The organism is Parafrankia sp. EUN1f (assembly GCF_000177675.1).
Lineage (GTDB): Bacteria > Actinomycetota > Actinomycetes > Frankiales > Frankiaceae > Parafrankia.
In genome coordinates this window covers 40694-65444 of record NZ_ADGX01000006.1, presented here as the reverse complement: position 1 = coordinate 65444, position 24751 = coordinate 40694, and the positions used below count along the sequence as shown (strand labels likewise).

Here is a 24751-nt window from a genome sequence, read left to right as displayed (position 1 = left end):
CTATTAGTGTGAATTCTCGGCAGCAACGGCAGCCCGCGGCTCAGGATTTCGCGACAGGCGCCCTGGGTGTGCCGAACCGAGAGGAAGACCGAAAAGTTCTGACCCGGACGGATCAGCGGGACAGGTTCCGCTGGTGGAGGACTCCGGGATCGGCCAACGGTGCCGGACCGCTCCGGAACCGCCACGCCCCGGCGAGCGGCACGACGGCGGAGACCGTCTGCGGGACAGGCGCGGGCAGTCTGCCTGAAACGGGCGGGCCCACCGCTATCGGAACCGCGCCGCTGGTCGCCGCGCCACTGGTCGCCGCGCCACTGGTCGCCGGGCCGTCTGGCGCCAGGCCATCAGCTGGCGGACTGCCGGGCGGCGGGCCGTTGCCCAGCACCTGGGTCGCGACGAGCGTCCCGCCCACGCCGACCACCCGGACACCGGCCCTGTCCGCGGGCAGCGACGCCAGGACCGCCGTGCCGGCCCCGACCTCGACCCGATTGCCGTCCACCCAGGCCGTCGCGGCCCGGTCGGGCGCGACCAGCACGAGCGCGCCGGCGGTCCACCTCGGCACCGGTGCCGCCGCGACGACGAGCCGTGACGGCGTCGGCCCGGCGGCACCCGTCTCCCCGACGACCAGGCCGTCCCAGCGAGGACGCTCAGGCACGGTCGCGGCGACCCAGGCAGGCCCGACCGACGTGCCGGTGGGCAGCGCAAGCGCCGCGACGACACCGGTTCCGTCCGCCGACTCGACGAGCAGGGCTGACGGCGTCGCCGACGGCAGGGCCACCGGCCGGTGCACCGTCGTCGACGCCGGAATCCGCACCGTTTCCAGGCCGACGGGAACATGCCCGCCGGTACTCGTGATCACGGTGACGCGCACCGTCGCCGCCCCGCCCGGGGCTGAGAGCACCAGCTCCGCCGGCGGCTGCCGTGGGCCGCCGGCAGTCGCCGCCGGGGTGAGCAGACCGCCCACCAACGCCCTGGCCGCCGGTTCGGCAGTCGGCGGAACCGGCGTGGCCTGCTGTGGTCCGCTTCCGCTGGCGCGGTCGACCAGCCAGCTCAGTACCCGTCCCGTGCGGGCCTGCACGTCGATGGCGGTCGTCTCGGCTTCGGGAGCGAACTCCGTGAGGCGCCGCCCGACCGTCCGGCCGGGCGGGATGGTGATCTCCGTCCGCGGCGCCGCGCCGTTCGACGACACCGCACCCACGTCCACCCGCGCGGGTCGTGGGCCGGGGTTTGCCAGATACAGGATGGGATCGCGGCCCGCGAGGGTGGAGGGGCCGGCGAACCAGGTCCGCGCGCGTGGTTGCTCGCAGCGGACCCGCAGCGGGCCCGCTCCCGCCCCTGGTGACGTCACCGTGGCGGTGAGGCCGGCCGCTGCCGGGCCGGCCGCGACGAGCCGTAGCGGGCCGCCCGCCTGGCCGGCGGCGGTCGCCTCGCCGATGTCAGTCGCCTCGCCGGTGTCAGCGCTCTCGCCGCTGTCAGCGCCCTCACCGGCGAAGGACGGGTCGGTGGGTGGAAGGAACAACAGCTCGTCATGCTGACGATCGCCATCGAGCAGCTCCTGGCCACGGGACGGCTGGACCGACCCTCCCGGCCCCGACCCGCGCACCAGATCGACAATCTGCGCGACCCGGTTACCCAGGCCCAGATCAGGGCACAGCAGCGTGACGGCGGTGACCGGCTTCGGCTGGGACGACGGCGGACGGGTGCCCGCCGTCGTCAACACGGACGCGCCCAGCGCCGCCAGGCAGACCAGACCGAGTGGGGCGAGCGCCCGGGGCACCCGCCGTCTCGATCGACCGTTGTCAGGCCGCATCGCGAGGCCCTCCCCACCGCACCGGAGACTGCTGTCGAGTCGGGGGCCGGCGCCGGCCGCGCCTGGTCGGCACGCGCCCCGTGAGGGCGGCCAGGGCGCCCACGGTCAGCACGGTTCCCGCGGCCACGGCGGTGGCGAGCACTGCGTCCCGGTGCCGGCCGTGGTCGTAGGAGATCCGCAGCAGGCCGCCGCCTTCCGGGAGGTCGAAGGCCTGTGCCCAGCCCGACGCCACGGCGGCGGGTAGCTGCCGACCGTCCAGGGTCGCCCGCCATCCCGGGTCGGCGGGCTCGGCGAGGACCACGCGGCGGCCCGCCGTGCCGGCCGGGAGCCGCGCCGTGCCGGCGAGTCCGGCCACGGTCGGCCCGAATCCGTCCAGGGCCGCGCCCACGCGCCGCTGCTCGGTCGCCGGGTGCCCTGCGGACGGCCCGGCGCCGCCCCGGACAAGCCGCACGAGCGCGGCGGGCTGGTTCTCACCGGTCGCGGGGTCCACTGGCCGCCAGACCAGGACGCCGGCACCGAGCCGGTCACGCCACAGGCCGCTCACGGCGTCGAGCGCCGCGAGCAGCGACGGGTCTGCGTCCTCGGGGGTGACGACCGCGACGACGCCGAACGCAGCCAGACCGTCAGCGGCGTCCGGGACGCCGGCTGACAGATCCGCGACGAGGCGGGCCAGCGCGCCCGAGGCGTTCGAAGCGCGGTACGGGGAGGCCTGCGGAAAGCTCGGGCCATCCTGCGTCGCGAGCGTGTAGCTGGCCCGATCCGGGGGTGTGCCGCGTAGTACCAGCACTCGGGCGCCGGTTCCGCCCGTCCTGGTCAGGCCGGCGATGGAGCGGGCCAGGGCGTCGTCCGGCCGTTCCGTCGCCGGCGCGACGAGGAAGCCTACGGCGAACGCGGGCACCGCGACGACAGTGAGGAGACCGGCTACCAGCGAGGCACCGCGCGCGCCCCACGAACGCCGGCCCGCCGCCGGCCGGCCGGCGGCCTCCTCGGCGCGGCCCTCGGTCACCGGACGACCGGCCGTGGGCCCGGACATCCGGGCCACACCGATGACGATCAGCAGGCCGGCACAGGCGAGGCCGTACTGCGGGCCCACCCAGACACCAGCCAGCGCACTCGCGGCCGTGGCCATGGGCGGGGACGCCGCGTCCGGCGAGGCGTGAGCGAGGGGCACGGCAAGGGCCACCTCGAGCAGGCCGGCGCCGGCGAGTGCCCAGCCGACCGCCCCGTTCCTCCCGCTGCCCCGGGCCGTGCCCGGGCTCGGGCCCGCTCCCGTGCTCGGGCCCGTGCGTGAGCCCCTGCCCGAGCCCGTGCCTGTGCGGAGGCGTGTGGCGCGCAGCCGCGACAACCCGATGAGCAGGACGCAGAGGACCACAAAAAGCCACAGGGTGGTCGCGCGGGCCTCATCACCGGGTGCGCCGGCGATGAGGCCGGTCCGTTCGGAGCCGGACAGCTGTGCGAGCCCCACCGCCGCCCACAGGCCGGGACGACCCGCGACCGCGGCGGGCACCAGGGGGAGCATCCCGACAGACAGCACGCAGAGCAGGCTGGGCAGGCCCATGGCGAGCGGGGCCGTCGACCAGCCGGCCGCACCAGGGCTGCGCGCACCTCGGGGCGCCCGGCGCCCGGCCCGGCGGGACGCCCAGAAGGCCACCGGAAGGCCCACCAGCGCGATAATCGCCAGCAGCGGCGCACAGGCCACGACAACGGCGAGCCCCACCGCGAGACGCCACGCCGGCCAGTCGCCGAACCAGACCGGCCGGTGCTGACCGCGCAGCACCTGGTCGCCGGCCGCCAGCACGGTGGGGAGCACGGCCAGCGCCACGGCGGTCTCGAGCCGGCCGGCCACCACCGACTCCACCATCGGCGGGGAGACTGCGTACAACGCCGCAAGGCCGACCCGCACTCGCGCCGAGCCGGTGACGCGGGCCGACGCAAGGTAGGTGCTCGACGCGGCCACCGCGGGGGCCAGCGCGAGCAGGACCGAACAGAGGGCGGGGACGTCCAGGCCGGCCGGAGCCACGATGGAGGCCAGCAGGGCGAGCCCGGGCGTCCAGGGCGGAGCCGGACCCGCCCAGCCGAGTGCCCCGCCTGCCACGTCGTGCCAACCAGACCACACGATGGACCACAGATCGCCCGCGGTGCGGGGCATCGGCACTCCGCCACCGACCAGGTCCGCGGGCAGCCGGCGCACCGCGGCTGCTCCGGCCGCGAGGAGCACCGCCGTCAGCGCCGCGAAGGCCCGGGGCGGGGTCGCGTTCCGGGCGCCGACCCGGCCCCGCACGGCCAGACCGGCCCGCACGCCGACGTCGACGCCGGCGGCCAGGCCGCCGTCCGGATCGGGATCGGCACCGGTATCGGAATCGAGGTCGAGGCCGGCGTCCGTGGGGCGGTGCGGGAGCAGCTCCCGCACCACCCGGCGCGGGACCACCGCGCGACGGCCCGCCCGGCGCCGCAGCCGTGCCAGCCTCCACGGCCGGGCGAGGACAGCGGTCACCACCCACATCTCGGCCACCGCTGCGTGCCAGCGGCCGCCCCGGTGCGACAGCCGCGCGCAGGCGCGGGCAGCCCCGGCGACGCCAAGCGCGATCAACGCGCACGGCAGCAGCGGGGCGGCGGTGAGCGCCAGCCGCACCCGCATACCAGCGGCTCTCGCGGCCCGGTCGAGGGCCGCCTGGTCGGATCTGGCCGCCCCGCCGGCCCGCACGCTCCCGGCGTGCCCGGCCCGCTCGGCCCGCTCGGCCCGCTCGTCGAGCCGGGGAAGCAGCGGGATGTCGACCCGGGCCGTCGGTCTGATCGCCACCACGGCCCGGGGGACCGCCACCACCCGCAGGCCTGCCCTCGCCGCGCGCACGCCCAGGTCGAGGTCGAGGCCTGCGGTGAGATCGACGGCGAGCCCACCGAGCCGCTCCCAGGCCGCGGCCCGGATCAGCATTCCCGTGCAGGAGACCGCCAGCACATCCCGCACGGCGTCGTGCCGGCCGGTCGCACCTCGCGTGACGCGCCGCCCCGCCCGGTCGACGGTCACGCCGGCCTCGAGCGGGACGCCGGTCGCCCCCGGGGAGCCGGCCGCCGGCTGGGAACCCGCCACCTGTGGGGCGCCGTTATCGGAGGCCGCGTGCAGGCTGGGGCCCAGCACCGCGGCGCTCCGGTCGACCCGGGCGTAGGTGAGCAGGCGGTCCAGCGCGTCGTGCGCAGGCACGGCGCCATCGTGGAGAAGCCAGTAGAAGACGTCGGGGTCGCCCGCCCGGTCCACCCGCGAGATGGCGGAGGCGACGGCGGCGCCGAACGACGTTGTGCTCGGAAGGTTCAGTACCTCGTGACGCGGCTCGGGCCCGACGGGCTGTGAGGTGCGTTGCGACGGGATGGCGAGGCCACCGAGACGCACCACGATGATCCGCTCCGGGGGACGGAGCGCGGTGGCAAGCGCTGCCACCGCCCCGCCCGGATCACCCGGGTCACCCGCCGGGTCGCTCGAATGGCCTGGATCGCCGTGGCGCGTGACGACGATCCCGATGACCTGCTGGCCAGAACGAACCGCATCTCGCGGACGAACCGCCCACGGATCCCGATCGGCGCCCCGCGTTGGTGTCGTCATCGCGGGCGCCGTCGGTGTGATCCGCCGTCAGACGGCTCGCCGGCGCTGCTTGCGCCGTTCCCGTTCGGACATGCCCCCCCAGATACCGAAACGCTCGTCGTTCTCCAAGGCGTACTCGAGGCACTCGATGCGGACCTCGCAGCCGGAGCAGATGCGTTTCGCCTCCCGGGTCGAACCGCCCTTCTCAGGGAAGAACGCCTCCGGATCGGTCTGCGCGCACAGTGCCCGCTCCTGCCACTCCATCACCTCGCCGAGCAGATCACCGAAGCCGATGTCGATGACCTGGGCGAGGGATTCGGCCAACGGCCCGTCCACCTGGGTCAGGCGCACGTCGCCCGGACCGACGAGGATGCCGCCCTCGTCGTCGTCCTCGTCATCCTCGTCGTCGTCCTCGTCCAGATCGCTGTCGTCGAGGTCGTCGACAGCGGTGCCGTGGCCGGACCCGACCAGCTCCTGCCGGCCGAGACCGGGCATGGCCGGCGGCGCGACGACGGTGGCATTCGGTGTCACCGGGATCGGGTGCGGCCCGGTGCCGGCCAACGCGGCGGACGCGGGAACAACAGGGACAGGCAGTGGCGCGGGGACAGGCAGTGGCGCGGCCGCGTGCGCGGCCTCCTCCCCCGGCCCGTGGTGGTACTGAGCGGGACGCTCGACGTCCGCCAGAACAGTGTGGACGCCCGCGTCGGCGTGCTCCATATGGACTCCTCCAGACCCGTCGCGGTGCGGTCGGCCACCCCCCGGACGCCGGCGCGCGGTGCCTTGGATCCACACCGACTGGACCTCGCTTTACCTCACGAGCCCCGCCGACGGGGGGAATGACACGCCGGTAATTACACGCGCCAGACTTGGCCGCGTCAACCCCACCGACGCAACATCTTCTACAACCAGCGATGAGACCATAGCTCACAGTCACTAGGGCCCGTCACAGAGGGTCCCCGTTGACCAGCGCTCTACTACGGAGAGTGACAATTCGAGAGGCGGGGGCGCGATGTTCGATCTCAGCCCTGAGGGCGAACTCCCCCATATCGGACGCCGAAATATCCGGACATCCAACCCGAACTTACACCGATCACCAGCACCGACGACGAGCCATCGAGACGTCGGTCACATAGAGTAGTGACACGAACGAGCTGTGACGCTCCTCAGGTCACGATCGCGAGCATGGTGCGCGCAGCGTCACCACGTGCGGCCGCAAGGCGTTCCGAGGAGACCACACCGTAGGTAGTGGTCCGCTGCCGAGCGGGCCGGCCGGCGGCCGCGGCGATCTCCTCCAGCTCCGCGATGGAGCGTCGAGAGCCATGCTGGGAGCCCGCCATTCGACTAATGGTCTCCTCCATCAGTGTGCCCCCGAGGTCGTTGACCCCACCCGCGAGCACCTGCGCGCAGCCGTCGGTCCCGAGCTTCACCCACGAGCACTGGATGTTGGCGATCGCTCCGTGCAACAGGATCCGGGCCATCGCGTGCACCGCCCGGTTCTCCTGAACGGTGGGGCCGGGCCGGGCTACCCCGGCCAGGTAGATCGGCGAGCTGTGGTGCACGAACGGCAGCCCGACGAACTCCGTGAACCCGCCCGTCTCCTCCTGGATGCGGCGCAGCAACCGCAGGTGGGCCACCCAGTGCGCGGGCGTGTCGACGTGGCCGTACATCATCGTCGCCGACGACCGCAGGCCCACCCGGTGTGCGGTGGTGATCACCTCGATCCAGGCGGCCGTCGGCAGCTTGCCCTTGGTCAGAACCCAGCGGACCTCGTCGTCGAGGATCTCCGCGGCGGTGCCGGGGATGCTGTCGAGGCCGGCCTCCCGGGCGGCCGTGAGCCACTCCTGCACCGACAGGCCGCTACGGCTGACGCCGTTCATGACCTCCATCGGCGAGAACGCGTGCAGGTGCAGCTCCGGGACGGCCTTCTTGATCTCCCGGGCCAGCTCGAAGTACGCGGTTCCCGGCAGGTCGGGATGGATGCCGCCCTGGACGCAGACCTCGGTGGCTCCCACCGACCAGGCCTCCTGGACCCGGGAGGCCACCTCCTCCAGCGACAGCGTGTAGGCGTCGGCGTCACCGCGCCGCTGGGCGAAGGCGCAGAACCGGCAGCCCGTGTAGCAGACATTGGTGAAGTTGATGTTGCGGTTCACCACGTAGGTCACGTCGTCGCCGACCACGTCGCGGCGCAGGTCGTCCGCGAGCTGGCACAGCTCCTCCAGAGCCGGGCCGGTCGCGCCGAACAGCACGAGGGCCTCGGCGTCGGTGATGCCGGCCGGGTCGGTACGCGCCCGGCGCAGTGCGGCGAGCACCTCCGGCTCCGCTCGGGAGAGCTGGCCGGGCACCGCGGTGGCCGGCGGTGATCCGTCGAAGCCCGCCGGCATCGCCGATCCGTCGGGGCCCGCCGGCATCGCGGCCCCGGCCCGGGAACCCGAGCCGTACACGCCGTCCACGCCGGTGCCCGCGGCGCGCACCTGGTCACGCAGACCAGCCCAGTCGCCGTACACCGAGTCGAAGTCGGAGCGCGCGGCGGTACGCCGGCCCTCCGTGTCCACCGCGGTGTGCAGGTCGGTGCGGCCGCTGTCGGCCAGGCCACCGTCCGGCTCCTGCCAGGGACGCCCGGTGGCACACGCCTGCGGGGCGAGCAGTCCGTCCGGGCCAGCCAGCGCCGCCACGTGCCCGGTCAGGCGCGGGTCAATCCACGGCTCGTCCAGATGGGTGGGATGGACGGTCAGCCGCGCGCGCAGCGTGAACCCGGCCGCCTCGGTCACGGTCCGCAGCACGTCCAGATCGGGCCAGGGCCGCTCCGGGTTGACGTGATCCGGAGTGACGGGTGACACCCCACCCCAGTCGTCGAGCCCGGCCGAGAGCAGCAGGGCGCACTCGTCGGTGTCGATGAGGTTGGGCGGCGCCTGCACCCGCATCCGCGGGCCGAGCACCATTCGGGTCACCGCAACGGCCGCCGCGAGCTCCGCCGCCCCGACGTCCGGCTCGCCACGCATCGCGGTGTCGTCCTTCGCGCGGAAGTTCTGGACGATCACCTCCTGGATGGAGCCGTACTCGCGGTCCAGGCCACGCAGCGCGAAGATCGTCTCGGCGCGTTCGGTGAGGGTCTCGCCGATGCCCAGCAACAGCCCGGTGGTGAAGGGGATCGACAGCCGGCCGGCGTCCGCCAGCACCCGCAGGCGCACCGCCGGGTCCTTGTCGGGCGAGCCGTGGTGCGCCTCGCCAGGGGTCGACCACAGCCGCGTGGCGGTGGTTTCCAGCATCATTCCCATGGACGGCGCGACCGGCTTGAGGCGTGCCAGCTCCGCCCAGCTCAGCACCCCGGGGTTGAGATGCGGGAGCAGACCGGTCTCCTCCAGGACCGCGATCGCCACCGCACGCAGGTAGCCCAGGGTGGAGTCGTAGCCGTGGGCGTCGAGCCACTCGCGGGCGGCGGGCCATCTGTCCTCGGGTCGGTCACCGAGGGTGAACAGCGCCTCGGCGCACCCGGCCCGAGCCCCGGCGCGGGCGATGTCGAGCACCTCGTCAACCGTGAGGTATGGCGCCGGCAGCCGGTGCGGAACGGTCGCGAAGGTGCAGTAATGGCAGCGGTCCCGGCACAGCCGGGTCAGCGGGATGAAGACCTTGGGCGAATAGGTGACCACCCCGGGGCGGCCCGCGGACGCGAGCCCCGCGTCACGCACCCTGGCCGCCGAGGCGCACAGATCAACGAGGTCGGTGCCGCGGGCGGCGAGCAGAATCGCCGCCTCGGTGACGTCCAGGGTGGCACCGTCGCGCGCGCGCCGCAGCGCGCGGCGCATCGCGGCGGCCGACGGCGGCGGTTCCGGACGGTGCTCGCGACCGGGGTCGAGGGTCCTCGTCTCCCCGGTTCCTTCTCCGCCCGGAACAGCCGCCGTACTCGTCATGCGCTCACCCTGGATAGTCGGTCGAGGATCTTGGGGATGTACTTACAGGTCGCGAAATGTCATGAACCGTCCGAAAGGGCCGAAAAGTTCCGAACGGTCTTGAGCGGGGGTCAGGCCGCGCCGCCCTGGCGGGCGCCGAGCCGGCCGGCCGCGGAGCCGCGGAGCCGGTCAAGGGTCCCGATCAGCAGGTTCGTGCGCCTGCGGGCGGCCAGCCTGTCGGTCCGTGCGCTGGCCCTGGCCAGGCCGGCGCCCCGCAGGTCGGCGTGCCGGGCGGCCGCCACCTGTGGTGCCCGCGCCCCGGCCAGGGCACGGTTCAAGGACGCGGAGAGGGCTTCGAGGCTCTTTGGGGTACCGGTACTGGTAGGGCTCCGTGGGTCTCTGATCGCGGACATGGCAGTCCTTCCGGCGACGTGAAGAGCTGTGTCCATCTCACAGCCCTCTTTAATGAGAATCAAGAGATGGCAGCTTCGAGTCAGGCAACATCACCCACGGCAACCGTCCACATCCCCACACCGATGACCGCCACGACGCGTCAACGCGCCGCGCCGTGCCGGTGATGACAGTGCCGCCGCCGGTGACAGCCTGGGCGGAGATGGCCGGGTACTCCCCCAAGCCGAAACGTCGACGAGCGGATGGCGCTCGTACAAGACAATTCCCTCCTGCGTCCCGCCGAGGTCGTTACCCTGATCAGGTGCCACGCAACCGTCAGGAAGTCCCGCGCGAGGAACGGATCGACGCGTTGCTCGCGGTCGCCGAGCAGCAGTTCCTTGCCCGCGGGTTCGCCGGAACCTCCATCGCCGAGATCGCCCGCGCCGCCGGTATCGAGCCCGGCTCGGTCTACTGGTACTTCCGCTCGAAGGACCACGCGTTCGCAGCCGTGCTCAACCGCCTGCTCGACGGTGAGACGGAGCGCATCGCACGGCTGCCCGACGAGCCGGCGAACAAGCTCTTCGCCGCGCTGGACTCGGTCGAGCAACGGCGAACGCTGCATCCGTGCGTGGCGGAACGGGCACCCCACGCCCCACCGATCATGGAATACCACGAGCGGCTACACGAATGGCTGCATGGACTCGCGCTCAGCGCGGTCGCGGACCTCGTGCCCGGGCCGGACCGCGAGATCGCCGCGGACGCCGTGGTGGCGACGATCGAAGGCGGGCTGGCGAACCCCGCGCCGAGCCGGCCCACCAGCCATCTGGTCCGTTACCTGCTCGCCTCACTGGCCAGCACCACGAACTCCCCCGCACCACCGCTGCCCGCGGAGAGCGTGCTGCACTGACGCGCATCGCGCCGACACCGTGACCCGCCCTTGCGGCAACCGCGGTGGAAGGATGGCGCGGTGAGGATTACGGCATTGGCTGGCGGAATCGGCGGCGCGCGTTTTCTGACCGGTGTCCGGGTGGCACGGCCGGACGCAGAGATCACCGTCATCGGCAACACGGGTGACGACATCACCCTGCATGGTCTGCGCATCTGCCCAGACCTCGACACCGTCATGTACACACTCGGCGGAGGCATCTCCGAGGAGCGCGGCTGGGGCCGCGAGGACGAGTCCTTCGTGGTCTCCGGTGAGCTCGCCGCCTACGGCGTGGGGCCGAGCTGGTTCGGTCTCGGCGACCGCGATCTGGCCACCCATCTCGTCCGTACCCAGATGATTGACGCCGGTTACAAGCTGTCGGACGTCGTCACGGCGCTGTGCGACCGCTGGCGGCCCGGGGTGCGCCTGCTGCCCATGTCGGACGACCGCGTCGAGACCCACGTGATCATCAATGATGACCAGGGCCGGCGGGCCGTGCATTTCCAGGAGTGGTGGCTGAAGCTGCGGGCGTCCGTCCCGGCCGAGGCCATCCTCTCCGTCGGCGCCGCGGAGTCGACCCCCGCGCCCGGAGTGCTGGACGCCATCGCGGCGGCCGATGTCGTGCTCATCGGCCCGTCCAACCCGGTGGTCTCCATCGGCACGATCCTGTCGGTGCCGGGGATCGCCGACGCGCTGCGGGTGACGCTCGCCCCGGTGATCGGCATCTCCCCGATCATCGGTGGCGCGGCGGTGCGTGGCATGGCGGACGCCTGCCTGAAGGCGATCGGTGTCGAGACCACGGCGCGTGCGGTCGGTGCGCACTACGGCGGCCGGCACCGCGACGGCGAAACGGCCTCAGCGCCCGAGCGGAAGGGCACCTCCGGGGGCGCCGAGCGGGAGCTTGGTCACGGTCTCCTCGACGGTTGGCTGGTTGACGTCGTGGATGCCGATGTCGCAGCGGACCCGGATGCCATACCCGGAGCTACCGTGAAAGCCGTACCGCTTCTCATGACCGATCTGGAGGCCACTGTGGCGATCGTGGAGGCGGCACTGGAGCTCGCCGGTGTCTGAGCTGTCCGCCATGGATCCTTTCACCCTGGGCACGCCCGCGCTGGGGACGCCGACGTCCGCGGACGAACCGTCGCCCGCGGACGAGCCGTCGCCCGCGGACGAGCCGTCGCCGGCGGGCACCTCGGCACCGCTGGCCGTCCCGTCGGAGGCTGCGGCGCTCTCCCCTGCGCACGAACCGTCGGCCGCGCAGCAGCCGGCGCCGGTCGCACCGCCCACCCCGGCCGGCCCGGAGGTGCCGGCGAGCGCCCGGCTGCAGATCCTGCCCCTGCCCGGTATCGGGGAGATCCGCCCCGGCGACGACCTCGCCCAGGTGATCGCCACGGCCGCGGGTGCGGGAGAGGCGGGTACGGGAGGGGCCGCGGGCCTGCTCGACGGTGACGTCCTCGTGGTCACCTCGAAGATCGTCTCCAAGGCCGAGGGCCGGTTGATCCAGATCGACGGCGACCAGGACCGGGAGGCGACCCGGCAGGCGGCGATCGACGCCGAGTCCGTCCGCGAGGTGGCCCGTCGCGGCCAGACCCGCATCGTCGAGACCCGGCACGGGCTGGTGCTGGCAAGCGCCGGCGTGGACGCGTCGAACGTCAACAAGGATTCCATCGCGCTGCTGCCGGTCGACCCGGACGCCAGCGCACGCACCCTGCGTGACGGCCTGCGGGAGCGGCTCGGCGTCGACGTCTGCGTGATCATCAGCGACACGGCCGGGCGGCCCTGGCGCCGCGGGCTCACCGACATGGCCATCGGTGTGGCCGGGATGGCCGCGCTGCGCAGCCACATCGGCGATGTCGACACGTACGGCAACGAACTGGGCATGACCGAGATCGCCGAGGCCGACGAGCTCGCCGCGGCGGCCGACCTGGTGAAGGGCAAGCTGGGGGCGACCCCGGTGGCCATCGTCCGCGGCTTCGGGCGGCTGCCGGACGACGGCGCCGGCGCGGGGGCGATGCTGCGGCCCTTCGCCGAGGACATGTTCCAGCTCGGCACGGTCGAGGCACGCCGGTCCGCACCGTTCGCCCGCCGCACGGTGCGGGAGTTCGCCGACCTCCCGGTGGACCCGGCGGCCGTGCGCCAGGCGGTCGCGGCCGCGATCACCGCCCCGGCCCCGCACCACACCACACCCTGGCGGTTCGTGCTGGTCGACGCCCGCCGGCACGCCCTGCTCGACGCCATGGCCATGGCCTGGACGGACGATCTGCGCCGCGACGGCTTCGACGAGGACTCGGTGAGCCGGCGGCTGCGTCGCGGCGACGTGCTGCGCCGGGCACCCGTCCTGATCGTGCCGATGATGGTCAGCGACGGGTCGCATTCGTATCCGGACGAGCGCCGGTCGCGGGCCGAGGAGCGCATGTTCACCGTGGCGGTCGGCGCCGCCGTGCAGAACCTGCTGGTCGCGCTGGCTGCCGAGGGCCTGGGCTCGTGCTGGGTGTCGTCCGCGCTGTTCTGCGGTGAGATCGTCACAGACGTGCTGGATCTGCCGCGGACGTGGACTCCGATGGGTGTGGTGGGCGTCGGGCATCCAGCCGCGCCGGCGGCTCCCCGCCCACCCCGGGACGCCACCGCGTTCATCGTCGAACGTTGATCGATAACTGCCTTCAGGCAGCTGTACGCCGGCTGTGATCCGGCTGTGACGAGAAAATCGAGGGCCCGAGTTCCGTCCGATTTGCTGGTATTTGTAGGTTCCCGCCGGGTCGCCGGAGCGCCCGGGACGGCGACCGAGCGCGACTGCCGGCGAGTCGGACGGACCGCACCTGCCCAGCCCTGTTCGACACTTCGTAGGATCTGACACCGTGGGGAAAAGCAGCGCCGCGCGCAACAGCCGTCTGGATCAGCTCCGCCAGGAACAGCGGCGGAAGGAACGCCGGCGCGCGCTTCTGATCTATGGCACGTCCGGGTTCGTCGCTGTCGCCCTCCTCGCGGGGATCATCATCTACAGCGTCATCGACAACCAGTCGAAGAGCGAGAAGCGCAAGGTCGGCTACGTGGAGGCGGCCTCCGCCGCCGCGCTCACCGCTGGCTGCACCGGAATCCGCAACGACGAGTTCCGTGGCAACACCCACGTCGGGACCACGGACACCGTCAAGTACCAGGACGTCCCGCCGTCCTCCGGGAACCACGACGCGGACCCGCTCCCGGACGCCATCCGCTTCTACAACCCGGACTCGGGCATCCGCATCGAGCGGGCGGTCCACAACCTGGAGCACGGCTTCGTCGTCGCCTGGTACGACACCAAGCTGCCGGACGACCAGGTCAAGACGCTGGAGAAGGTCGCCGCCGACTCCGGCAACCGCTTCATCGCGGTGCCCTGGACACGCGACGCGTTCGCAGGCAACCAGCACTTCGTCCTGACCGGCTGGGACCGGACCCAGCGCTGCACCACCGTCTCCGCCGACGTGGTGAAGGAGTTCGTCACCAAGTGGGCGAACCCGCCGGCCGAGGGCGCGAACTGGGACTCCCCGACCGCCCCCGAGTCGGGCCTGCAGGGCGGAACGCTCAACGTGACCGCCGACGGTCCGCTCGACACCGCGGCCGCCGCCGACGCGACGCCGGGCGCCGGCACGATGAGCACGCCGGCCCCCTGACCGATGCCTCTCCTGACCGCCGGCCCGTGACCGGCGGTCAGGCCGCACCGGTACGGATCGGCATGAGCAGGTAGCGATAGTCCTCCCCGTCGTCCTTGCCGGTCAGCACGGCAGGGCTCGACGAGGTGGTGTTCGGGTCCACCGCGGCGAAACCGAACACCACCTCATCACCCTCGACCGCGGCTAGGCCGTCGAGCAGGAACGCGGGATTGAACAGGACCGACAGCTCGGGGCCGGTGTACTCGAGCGGCACCAGCTCGCAGGCCTGCGCCCCACCGCCGTCACCGGCCTCGGCGAGGACCTGGCCCGCCGAGAAGGTGAAGCGCAGCGGCGCCGTCCGGGTGGCGACCAGCGCGACCCTGCGCACGGCCGCCGCGAGGACCGACGTCTGCGCGGTGACGGTGAACGCGGACGCCTCCGGCAGCAGCCGACGGTAGTTCGGGAAGGTCCCTTCCAACAGGCGAACGATCGTCTGCCGGCCGTTGACCGAGAGACCGAACCGCGCGACCCCGGAGTCGTCGACGCCCATCCCGAGCGCGATCCGCGAGGCACTGGTCGGCAGTCGAGCGATGTCCGCGAGCAGCCGGGCCGGCACATGCGCGACGGCCTCGGGATCGTCGACCGTGGGCTGCCAGGGAATCGTGCGCAGCGCGAGCCGGTAACGGTCGGTTGCGACCAGGCTCAACCCGCCCCGGGCGATCTCCAGTCGGACGGCGGTGAGGACCGGCAGCGAGTCGTCCCGGCCCGCGGCGGGTGCCACCTGCGCCACCGCCGCGGCGAAGCCCAGCGTGTCGACCTCGCCCACCGGCGGCGGGAACACCGGGAGAACCGGGTAGTCCTCGGAGTCGAGCGTGGGGATACGGAAGCTCGCGGTGCCGCATTCGATGGTCACGCGGGTCGCGGTGGCCCACACGAGCACCGGAGCATCCGGCAGGTTGCGCACGACATCGGCCAGTAGACGCCCGGGAACAACCACCCGGCCCGGTTCGGTGACGACGGCCTCGACCGGGGCCCGGGCCGCCACCTCACCGTCGAAGGCCGAGATCTCCAGAGCCGGCGCGCCGCGGCCCCGGGAGCGCTCGGCGGTGTGGTCCGAGTTGTGGTCTGAGGCGTGGTCCGGCAGCAGGGCCTCCAGGAGCAGGCCTGTCAGGACCTGCTGTGCGCCACCCGTCGGCTTCGGCAGATGGCGGGCGACCCAGCCCGTAGCGTCGGCGAGTACGTCGCGTTCCACGCTGAACCTCATGCTCGGATTGTCTCGCCGGACGAGGCCGAATCTCCGCATTCCGCAAAGCCTCGCCGCGACGGCGCGGCGCCCGGGGCCACAGCCGCACGGGTCATCACGCCTCCCCCGACGCCGCTTCGCCGCCATCTCGACGCCACCTCGGCGTTCCGACGGGGCGCCCATCGGCCAGCCGGCCGCTGGCCTCGGGTACGCCCCACCGCTCCCGCCCGGCCCCCGGTGGGGAGCCGCCCGGGCAACGGGATCCCGTCCGCCGCCGCAGGACCGGTCACCACGATTCGCGGACACCCGAGCAGCTCCTGGGATCCGGTTCAGATATTGAGTGAGACCATTACGGAGCACCTTCGGGTGCCTGGCCGGTACCGGGTTCGACCAGCGGTAAAAGGCAGGTCTATTGTCGTCGCCAGTATCGTTCGAACCGTTGGTTCCCGTGGGGGGACGCCATGCTGGAAAACCTGACCGCAGCTACGCGCGGCGAATCCGCGCAACCCGCCGGGAACACGCCGAGGACACCTTCCGGTGGGCACAATCCCGCGCTCGACGGGCTGCGCGCGCTGGCGGTGCTGACCGTGTTCTTCCACCATATGGGCCTGGTACCAGGGGGTTATCTGGGGGTCGATCTCTTCCTGGTGCTCAGCGGGTTCCTCATCACCGGCCTGCTGCTGGCCGAGCGGGACCGTGAAGGCTGGATCTCCCTGCGCGCCTTCTGGGCACGCCGTGCTTTCCGTCTCCTCCCCGCCTTCTACATCTTTGTAGCAGCAGGGATCCCACTCGTCCTGCTCTTCAAGGACGCGGACGATCAATGGCAGTTCCTGCGCAACGGTCTCGCCGCGGTCTTCTACGTGGCAAATATTCAGCGCACGCTGAATCCCCCGGACAGCGGCGCGTGGTTCGGGCATGTGTGGACGCTCTCGCTGGAGGAGCAGTTCTACCTGGTCTGGCCGATCGCGCTGGTTGCGATCTGCCGCAACGGCCGGCTGCGCCGCTGCCTGCCGGAGATCCTGATCAGCCTGGTGATCATCGTGCTGATCTGGCGTGAGGTGCTGATCTCCACCGGCGCGTCGAACCTGCGCATCTACTACGCCCCCGACACCCGGTTCGACTCCCTGCTCGTCGGCTGTCTGCTCGCCGTCTGGCGCTACGACTCCCTGCGCGGCTGGGCCTCCCCTCGCCACGCGGCCCGCGCCACCGCGGACGCGATCCTCCGGCGGGTGGCCTTCTTCAGCCCCGTCGCACTGGTCGCCATCGTGGTCCTCTTCGCCACCGGGCCCGATCTGGTCGGCCGACCGACCTGGATGGCCCGCGGCGGCTACCTGCTCGTCGCGGTCCTCGCCGCCGTCGCGATCCTGGGCGCGGACCAGCGGCGTCCGGGGTGGTACTACCGCATGCTCAGCTGCCGCCCGGCATCCTGGGTCGGCCGCATTTCCTACAGCCTCTACCTGTGGCATTTCCCGGTGACCGGGGTCGCCAACGATTCGCTGGTCCCCCGATACGGGCGGGTGCCCTCCGCCGGAGCCGCGCTCGTCGTCAGCCTGGGGCTCGCCTCCGCCTCGTACTACCTGGTGGAGAGGCCCGTCCAGCGCCGGCGCCCAGCCTGGGTCAATGCCCGTGGGACAGCCCCGCGCAAGGGCCGGGGCACCTTCACCCCGCCTGCCGCGGCACCGCGGCTGGCGACGACGCAGCCGCGGGCCATGTCGCCGCGGCCGACGTCCGCACCCATGACCGCGGGCGGCGAATCCGTCCCGCCCGCAGGCAGCTGACCTGCGCATGCGGGGGCTCCCGCGGACGAGTTCACGGACTGGTCAGTCGGCGGATGGCGATCGTTTCCCCGAACCTGTTAACTAAATAACAGCAAGCGGGACATCTGATCTTTTGGTAACAGAAAGCGCCTCCATCTGTCACAGTTCTCTCGCGCTGGCCAACCAGCACGCGGATAGCTCGCGGTCTGCCCGACCGTTCGCCGACGACCGTTTCGGAATTTTCACACAACGTGACTGAACCGAGTGCAGAACCCACGCGTCCCAGCCCGGCGCCACCCCGGGCCGGGACGCTGTCGGCATGCATCGACGCAGGTCAGGCCTGCTGCCCCAGGCAGGTCACGAAGAGCACGTCTGCCCCACGCGCCCTCGCGTCCTGTGGTGATCGCCCGCCCCATCGGACGCCTCCCAAGCCAGGAGGAATCTGCCGGTGAGCCGTCGCCGCCGACGTCACCAGTCCCCGACGGACCCGCGGCCCAGTGCCGCGGCCGCGAACACGCCACAGCCGGGCCCACCGGCGGCTGGCGGTGTTCCCACTCGGGTCGATCTGACCAAGCGCGTTCCGACGGCGCCGACCATCGAGCTACCCACCGTGGGCGGCATCGCGAAGGCCGGCAGCGCCACGAAGGCAGGCAGCACCACGAAGGCCGCGAAGGCAGGCAAGGCCGCGAAGGCGAGCAAAGCCGCCAAGGCGGGCGGTGCGACGCGGGCGGGCAAGGCTGGGCCCGCGGCCAGGGGACCGGGCCAGCGTGTCCGTGCCTCGGGCCTGGTGCGCACGACGGTGCTGCCCACCGCGGTCGCCGCCAGCCTGCTGTTCTTCTGCACCGCCGCCACCCCCGAAACGAGCGGCGACACCGGCGACCAGCTCGACACCACCAAGAACCCACCCGCCCGCGCCGGCGACTGGAAACTGCCCGACCTCGTCCCGAACACCCCGCCGGAAACCGACCCCGCGGACCTCACCACCGACGAGCTCGCCCAGGACGCCACCTCCGACAGCGACAGCCCCACCACCAGCATCACCCTCACCGACAGCGCCAAGAAGATCCCCGCCCAGCTCCTCGCCGCCTACCAGAAGGCCGCCGACCAGCTCGCCGAGGACAAACCCAGCTGCCACCTGCCCTGGGAACTGCTCGCCGCCATCGGCAGGGTCGAGTCCCACCACGCCCAGGGCCGCAGCATCACCGCCGACGGCACCGTCACCAGCCCGCTCATCCTCGGCCCCCGCCTGGACGGCACCGGCGGCAACGCCCTCATCCGCGACAGCGACAACGGCGCCCTCGACCACGACACCGTCTACGACCGCGCCGTCGGCCCCATGCAGTTCATCCCCACCACCTGGGCCGGCTCCGGCCGCGACGGCAACGGCGACGGCGTCAAGAACCCGCACAACATCCACGACGCCGACCTCGCCGCCGGCCACTACCTCTGCGCCCGCGACCGCGACCTCGACGACGCCGCCGACCTGCGCGCCGCGATCCTGTCGTACAACCCCTCCGACGCCTACGTCCGTACCGTCCTCACCTGGTACAACGGCTACCGCCAGGGCGGCGCCACCCCCGGCACCGGATCCACCACGACCGACTCCAGCAGCCCCAGCCTGGCCGACGTCCCCATCACCGACCTCACCCCCACCGGCGGGACGGACGGCACGACGGACCCGAGCCTGAGCCCGACCACGCCCGGCGCGACGCTGCCACCGACGCCAGCCCCGGCGATCACTCTCGACCCGGGCAGCTGCGACCCGCTGCGGGCCGCCGATCTCGCCGTCGCTCTCACGGATCTCGACCCGGACACCGCCGGCGCCGAGGCGCTCGACCTCACCACCGCGCGCCTGCCCTGGCTGAACACCACCGTCACGGTCGAGGCCACCGCGACCACCACCGGCGACAAAGAGATCACAACCAGCTGGACGACCCTGCAGACCGGCGACGGAACGATGGTGCCGGCGCTCCTCGCCCGGCTGCCCGGAAGCAGCCTGGCCGCGGCGGCCCTGACGGACGACACCGTCATCGTCACGCTGACCGTCACCCCCGCCGACCAGGTCTGCCCGGCCCAGATGCGGCTGCGCATCCGCAATGTCCCGTCGAGCGCATTCGCGGCAGACCCCACCGTCCCGGCGCCCACGGCGACCCCGACGGAGGACACTCCGACCGTGACGCCGTCGCCCACGGCGACCCCGGCCACCACCGCGCCCACATCGCCGAGCGCCACCGCGGCACCGACCACCACCCCCACCACAGCGGCGCCCGCCGCCACGGCCGCGCCGACGGCCACCGCGACACCGGCGCCGACCACTCCCGCAACGACGAAACCGGCGGCGACCACTCCGGCGGCCACCACGCCTCCCGCGAGCGCCACGGCCACCGCCAGCGCCACGGCCAACACGACCAAGGCCACGACGACGACCACGACAGCGCCCAGCACCGCGTCGCCGGCGGCGTCCTCAACCGCGTCACCCACGACGGGCACCAGCGGCTGACCGGCCCCAACCAGCTCCGGGTGGGCCGCACCCATCCGGACGATCGGCCCGGAAACCCACAAATCGGCGCCCATCGGGCACGACCCGGGCACACTCGTCCTGTGCCGGCAAATGCCCACCAGGCGTTCGACGCGGTGGCAGTACGGACCTTCGCGACGATGCGGGCCCTGAACATCGCCTTCCTCGTCGCCTACGTCGTCGTCTGGCGTTCCTGGTACACCGCGCACCCCGCCGGGCTCGCCGCCGCCGCCGTGACGGCGCTCTGGGGCACCGTCTTCGTAACCGTCGCTCTGGCCCGGCCGCGGCTCGTCCGCCTGCTGGTCCCCGGCAACGTCGCCGTCGCCGTCGGTGTCGGCGCCGGTGCGGTGCTGTTCCTGCCGGCGCAATCCGTCGGTGGTTCCGCCACCTGGGTTTTCTCCGCGGCCGCCCATGCGGCGATCGTCGCCTCCTGGGCCTGCCGCCGACGGGTTCTGGCCGCCGCGGTCGTGCTGATGGTCACGGCCCTCGTCGGCGGCGCGGCCATCGCCCAGGTCACGATGGACGACCCGGCGGCCGGCGGGAACCACACCCCGCTGGCGCGCGCGTTCGCCGCGTGCCTGCTGGTGATCGCGATCGCGGCTCTGTTCCGTCTCGCGCTCACCCGGCTCAGCGCGATCGCCCGGCTGGCCGACACCAGGCTGGGCACCGCCGCGGCGCAGCGGCAGGCGGCGGCAGTGGCAGCCGCGAGGCTTCGCGACGAGCGAGAACGCGAACGGATGCTGCACGACACCGTTCTCAACACGCTGACCGGCATCGCCTGGGGAGGCGGCACCCGGGACCGCTCCGGTATCGCCCTGACCGCCGAGCAGTGCCGCTACGCGATCGACGCCGTCCGCACCATGCTGGACGGGACCGCGTCCGCCACGCGCGACCTCACCGAGCCGATGCTGCGGGTGGTGTCCGTGGCGGCGGCCCGCGGGCTACGGGTGGACGTCGCCTCGCTGCCCACCACGGACCTGCCGGAGGAGGTGGTCCGCGCGGTGGCCGCGGCCGCGCAGGAGCTGCTGGCGAACGTCCGGCGCCATGCCGGGACGGATCACGCCACCCTCACCGTCACGAACCGACCCGGCGGCGGCGTGGACGTCGTCGTCGCCGACGCGGGACGGGGCTTCGCCACCGACGACGTTCCCGACGACCGGCTCGGGCTGGCCCGGTCGGTGCACGCCCGGCTCGCCGAGGTCGGCGGGCAGGCGACGATCAGCTCGGCTCCCGGGCACGGAACATCCGTCCGCCTGCGCTGGCCGGCGCCAGCCCCGGCCCCGGCCCCGGCACCAGTACCAGTGCCGGCACCGGCACCGGCCGGGCCTGACCGCGTGGCAGCCTCCACGGCACCAGGGCCCCTGCCACGGGGACAGACGGCCGGCAAGATGCCGGAAGCGGCGGGAAGGCTGCCGGGAGGCGGGCCGGCGGCTGCCGGGACGTCGGCCACCGAGTTGCGGGACTCCTACGCGGCCGTGCTGCGCCGCACGGTCGCCCTCGCCGCACTGGCCTGGTTCGGCTGTACCGCCGTCATCGTGCCGTTCACCCTCCCGTCCGCCCGGTCGGTGCCACTCGCCGTGCTCTGCTGGCCCGCCATGGCGCTGATCGTGGCCGCCGCGGCCCGGACGTCCTACCGGCGGCCACTGCGCCGCGGCGAGGCCGTCGCCGCGATCGTGCTCGCGCTGGCGGTGACCGTGGTGGTGGGACTGAACGTCGTCCAGGCCCACGGTGCGACGGGGGCGGGCGGGCCACCGAGCCGGATCAACACCTGGCCGGTGCTGGTGCTCCCGGTGCTTCTCGCCCTGCTCGCGGTGTCCCGCCTGTTGGTCGTCTGGGCTCTCGCGATCATCGCGACCGTCGCGGTGCTCGGCGTGCTCGTCCTGGCCGGCTCGGACACCGGCCCACTGGCGCTCGCCCAGCTGCTGGCCGCGACGAACAGCCAGATCGCGCTGCAGATCATGGTGGCGATGGGCGGCCCGGTGCTGCGGCGCACCGCCGACCAGGTCGCCCGAGCGCTCGAGGAGGAGACCGCCCGCGCGGCGCTGGAGCAGTCGGCGCGGGCTGTCCGGGCTGACCGGGAGCGTGGTCTCGCCACGATCGAGCAGGAGGTGCTGCCGCTGCTGGAGGCGGTCGCGGACGGTCTGCTCGACCCGCGTGACCCAGCCGTGCGCGACCGCTGCGGCCAGCGGGCGGCCGCCATCCGCCGGGCCCTGGTCACCGGCGCCGGACAGACGCTGGGTGAGCTGGGGCCGGCAGTCGTCGAGGCCCGCGCGCGGGGGCTCGGGGTCGAGGTGCGGCTGGCCGGCGAGCCGGGGCGGATTCCCGCGCCGGTGCGTGCGCGGCTCGCGGAGATCCTGCCCGGCCTGCTCGGTGCCGCGCCGGCCACCGGCGCGCAGCAGGTTGTCCTCACCCTGATCTGCGACGACACCGGCGGGCGGCTCTTCCTCACCTACCCGGCCACAGGCCCGGCCGGAACGGCCGCGTCCCAGCCGTCCCCGCTTCCGCCGCCGCCGCTTACGGCGTCCCCGCTTCCGCCGGAGGAGGAGGATCTCCTCTCGTGGCACCGGGACGTCGACGACAGCCAGGTCTGCCTGGAGATCACCTGGCCCGCGCTGAGCCGGCAGACCGACCCGCGGTGAGCCCGCGGGCCCACGGTGATCCCGGGGGGCCGGTCTGTCCGACCCGGGCCCCGGGGCTCGGGCTGTCCGAAGAGTTGAGGCGGTTCGTCGTCCTGGCGACCAAGACCCTCAGATCCTGCCCGGCAGCAACCACCGCCGCGGCGGCAGCCCGAAGCCGCGGCCCGATGAGTGGAGGATGATCGTCGTCAGGACGACCGAAATCCTCCACTCTTCGCCCTTCGCCACCCGCGCCATGGAGGCGCCGCGCTAGGCGCGGTCGGAGCTGAAGCGGACGGCGCCCGCGCTCAGCACCGTGCCGGGGAACACCCGTGCGCCGGCACGCAGCTCGTTGCCCGGCTCGATCACGGCGCCGTCGCCGACGACGACGTTCTCCAGTACCACGCCGTTACCGATGACCGCCGCCCGCCCGACGACACTGTCGCGGATGTAGGCGCCCGCGCCGACGGAGGCCCGGTCGAACAGGACGGAGCCGTCGATCCGCGCCCCGGTGCCCACCGACGCACCCGCACCGATCGTCGAGCCACCGCCGATCTTGGCGTCGGTCGCCACCGTCGACCCGGGCAGTACCAGCCGGTCGCCGACCGGGCCGGGCAGCGCCGAGGACGGCATCCGCCCGGTGACGAGGTCACGCGAACCGCGGACGAACGCGGCCGGGGTGCCGAGGTCGAGCCAGTAGGTGTCGTCCGGGTAGCCGACCACCGGAACCCCGGATGCGAGCAGGGCGGGAAAGGTCTCCCGCTCGACCGAGACAGGGCGCCCGGCCGGGATGTCGTCGATCACGGAACGCCGGAAGACGTAGCAGCCGGCGTTGATGAGGTTGGTGGGCGGGTCGGGGGTCTTCTCCAGGAAGGCGGTCACCCGGCCGGCGTCGTCGGTCGGCACGACGCCGAACGCACGGGGATCCTCCACCCTCGTCAGATGGAGCGTCACCGCGGCACCGGCCGTGGTGTGCCGGGTGACGAGGGCCCCGATGTCGAGACCGGAGAGGATGTCACCGTTGAAGATGACCACCGGATCGTCGGGGGCTGATTCGAGGCGCTCCGCGACATTGCGGATCGCCCCGCCGGTGCCCAGCGGCTCGACCTCCGTGACGTACTCGAGAACCAGCCCGTGCTCGGAGCCGTCGCCGAAGTACTCCTCGAAAACCTCGGCCCGATAGGAGGTGGCGAGCACCACCCGGGTGATCCCCGCGTCGCGGGCACGGGCGAGCATGTGGGCCGTCACCGGCACGCCGGCAACCGGCAACATCGGCTTCGGCGCCGACATTGTCAACGGGCGGAGACGGGTTCCCTGCCCGCCGACCAGCATCACTGCGTCCATGATTCGTCAGTGTCGCAGAGCACCTCGTCTCAGTTGCGCACACCTGTCCGGGAAATCGCATCCTCTCAACGAGAGGCCACAACCCGGACACACACGCTCTATACCGAGTTCACGAGTCGTGACGGATATCCGTTATCTGGGTGAGAAAATCAGTGCGGCCGGCGCGCCGAAGCGAGCAGGTCAGCGGACCGGGTGGCCCGCGCGCCCGCGCTGTCCCGGGCGAACGCCAGCGCCAGCAGCAGCCGGGCACCCAGGCCGACCGTGAGCGCGGCCCGCAGTGGCAGGTAGGCCGGGCTGTCGTACTGCCGACACAGATAGCGGATCATGCTGCGGTGATGCGCGATCACCATCCGGCGCGACGACCGCTTCGTCGAGTGCCCGCCGAGGTGCTCGACGACGGCGCCGGGGACGTAGACCAGCTGGTGGCCGGCCAGCCCGACGCGCCGGCCCAGATCGACGTCCTCCATGAACATGAAGTAGGACTCGTCGAAGCCGCCGACGGCCTCGAACACCTCGCGCCGCAGCAGCTGGCAGGAGCCGGACAGCCAGCCGGCGGTCATCTCCCTCGGCACGCCCCGCTCGCGACGGTAGGAGGCCGTCCAGGGGTTCGTGGGCCAGCACCACCCGAGCAGCGCGTGGCCGATGCCTCGCCCGAGCGAGGGCAGGTCACGAGCGGACGGGTACAGCGCTCCGTCAGGGTTGATGATGCCGGGGCCGAACGCACCGCCGCCGGGCCAGCGACCGGCCGCGGCGATCAGCTCGTCCAGGCTGCCCGGGGAGAAGGCGATGTCGGCGTTCGCCACCAGCAGCCACGGCGTGGACGCACCGGCCGCCCCCGGTTGGCGCCGGAGCCGTAGCCGAGGTTGCGGCCCGGGCGCAGCAGCGCCACCTCGGGCCGCTCACCCGCGGCACGGGTCCCGACGTCGACCTGGGGCGAGTTGTCGACCACCACGACCTCGTACTGACGGGTGGTCGACTTGGCCAACGAGTCCAGGAAGGTTCCGATGACCTCCCCGGAATTGAAGGTGACGACGACGACCCGGATCTCCGGCTTGTCCACCGGAA

At 72.9% G+C, this 24751-nt stretch carries 14 protein-coding genes and 1 pseudogene; 7 read left to right on the top strand and 8 right to left on the bottom strand.

Going from position 1 to position 24751, the window contains the following annotated elements:
• Positions 1-112: 112 nt before the first annotated feature.
• From FREUN1FDRAFT_RS02805 to FREUN1FDRAFT_RS02785, 5 genes are all read right to left on the bottom strand, one after another.
• Positions 113-1807 carry a DUF5719 family protein gene (locus tag FREUN1FDRAFT_RS02805; RefSeq protein WP_006538420.1) on the bottom strand — a complete coding sequence of 565 codons (1695 nt, stop codon included), beginning with the start codon at positions 1805-1807 and terminating at the stop codon, positions 113-115.
• The gene (locus FREUN1FDRAFT_RS02800) at positions 1797-5402 is read right to left on the bottom strand and encodes a glycosyltransferase (protein WP_050795716.1); all 3606 of its coding nucleotides are present in this window, start codon (positions 5400-5402) and stop codon (positions 1797-1799) included. The genes FREUN1FDRAFT_RS02805 and FREUN1FDRAFT_RS02800 overlap by 11 nt, the downstream gene beginning before the upstream one ends.
• Positions 5403-5429: 27 nt before the next feature.
• Positions 5430-6098, bottom strand: a complete 669-nt coding sequence (locus FREUN1FDRAFT_RS47880; RefSeq protein WP_006538418.1) for a WhiB family transcriptional regulator — start codon at positions 6096-6098, stop codon at positions 5430-5432.
• A gap of 446 nt (positions 6099-6544) precedes the next feature.
• Positions 6545-9289, bottom strand: coding sequence for a bifunctional FO biosynthesis protein CofGH (locus tag FREUN1FDRAFT_RS02790; protein WP_006538417.1), 2745 nt, complete (start codon positions 9287-9289; stop codon positions 6545-6547).
• A 110-nt stretch (positions 9290-9399) separates the two neighbouring features.
• Positions 9400-9681 (bottom strand): hypothetical protein, encoded by a 282-nt coding sequence (locus tag FREUN1FDRAFT_RS02785; RefSeq protein WP_006538416.1) that lies wholly within the window; start codon positions 9679-9681, stop codon positions 9400-9402.
• Positions 9682-9980: 299 nt separating this feature from the next.
• Between FREUN1FDRAFT_RS02785 and FREUN1FDRAFT_RS02780 the strand changes: the two genes are divergently transcribed.
• From FREUN1FDRAFT_RS02780 to FREUN1FDRAFT_RS02765, 4 genes are all read left to right on the top strand, one after another.
• Positions 9981-10565, top strand: a complete 585-nt coding sequence (locus FREUN1FDRAFT_RS02780; protein ID WP_006538415.1) for a TetR/AcrR family transcriptional regulator — start codon at positions 9981-9983, stop codon at positions 10563-10565.
• A 60-nt stretch (positions 10566-10625) separates the two neighbouring features.
• Positions 10626-11654: a 2-phospho-L-lactate transferase gene (cofD, locus tag FREUN1FDRAFT_RS02775; RefSeq protein WP_006538414.1), complete on the top strand. Its 1029-nt coding sequence runs from the start codon at positions 10626-10628 to the stop codon at positions 11652-11654.
• A complete protein-coding gene (locus FREUN1FDRAFT_RS02770; RefSeq protein WP_006538413.1) occupies positions 11647-13230 on the top strand; it encodes a coenzyme F420-0:L-glutamate ligase in 1584 nt (527 codons plus the stop codon). Before cofD ends, FREUN1FDRAFT_RS02770 begins: the two co-directional genes overlap by 8 nt.
• Before the next feature lie 208 nt (positions 13231-13438).
• Positions 13439-14230 carry a DUF3105 domain-containing protein gene (locus tag FREUN1FDRAFT_RS02765; protein ID WP_006538412.1) on the top strand — a complete coding sequence of 264 codons (792 nt, stop codon included), beginning with the start codon at positions 13439-13441 and terminating at the stop codon, positions 14228-14230.
• Positions 14231-14267: 37 nt separating this feature from the next.
• Here FREUN1FDRAFT_RS02765 and dnaN read toward each other — a convergent pair whose 3' ends face one another.
• Positions 14268-15473 carry a DNA polymerase III subunit beta gene (gene dnaN, locus FREUN1FDRAFT_RS02760; RefSeq protein ID WP_035949009.1) on the bottom strand — a complete coding sequence of 402 codons (1206 nt, stop codon included), beginning with the start codon at positions 15471-15473 and terminating at the stop codon, positions 14268-14270.
• 440 nt (positions 15474-15913) lie between these two features.
• On the opposite strand from dnaN, the gene FREUN1FDRAFT_RS02755 reads away from it, so the two are divergent.
• The 3 genes from FREUN1FDRAFT_RS02755 (at position 15914) to FREUN1FDRAFT_RS02740 (ending at position 22366) form a co-directional block, all read left to right on the top strand.
• Positions 15914-17230, top strand: coding sequence for an acyltransferase (locus FREUN1FDRAFT_RS02755; protein ID WP_006538410.1), 1317 nt, complete (start codon positions 15914-15916; stop codon positions 17228-17230).
• Between the two features lie 427 nt (positions 17231-17657).
• The gene (locus FREUN1FDRAFT_RS44905) at positions 17658-19709 is read left to right on the top strand and encodes a lytic transglycosylase domain-containing protein (protein WP_006538409.1); all 2052 of its coding nucleotides are present in this window, start codon (positions 17658-17660) and stop codon (positions 19707-19709) included.
• Between the two features lie 134 nt (positions 19710-19843).
• A complete protein-coding gene (locus FREUN1FDRAFT_RS02740) occupies positions 19844-22366 on the top strand; it encodes a sensor histidine kinase (RefSeq protein WP_157474219.1) in 2523 nt (840 codons plus the stop codon).
• A gap of 246 nt (positions 22367-22612) precedes the next feature.
• On the opposite strand, the gene FREUN1FDRAFT_RS02735 is transcribed toward FREUN1FDRAFT_RS02740, so the two are convergent.
• Together FREUN1FDRAFT_RS02735 and FREUN1FDRAFT_RS02730 are read right to left on the bottom strand one after the other, a co-directional pair.
• On the bottom strand, positions 22613-23686 hold the full coding sequence (locus FREUN1FDRAFT_RS02735) for a sugar phosphate nucleotidyltransferase (RefSeq protein ID WP_035949000.1): 1074 nt from the start codon (positions 23684-23686) through the stop codon (positions 22613-22615).
• Between the two features lie 149 nt (positions 23687-23835).
• Positions 23836-24746: pseudogene (locus FREUN1FDRAFT_RS02730) on the bottom strand (glycosyltransferase family 2 protein).
• Positions 24747-24751 lie beyond the last annotated feature (5 nt).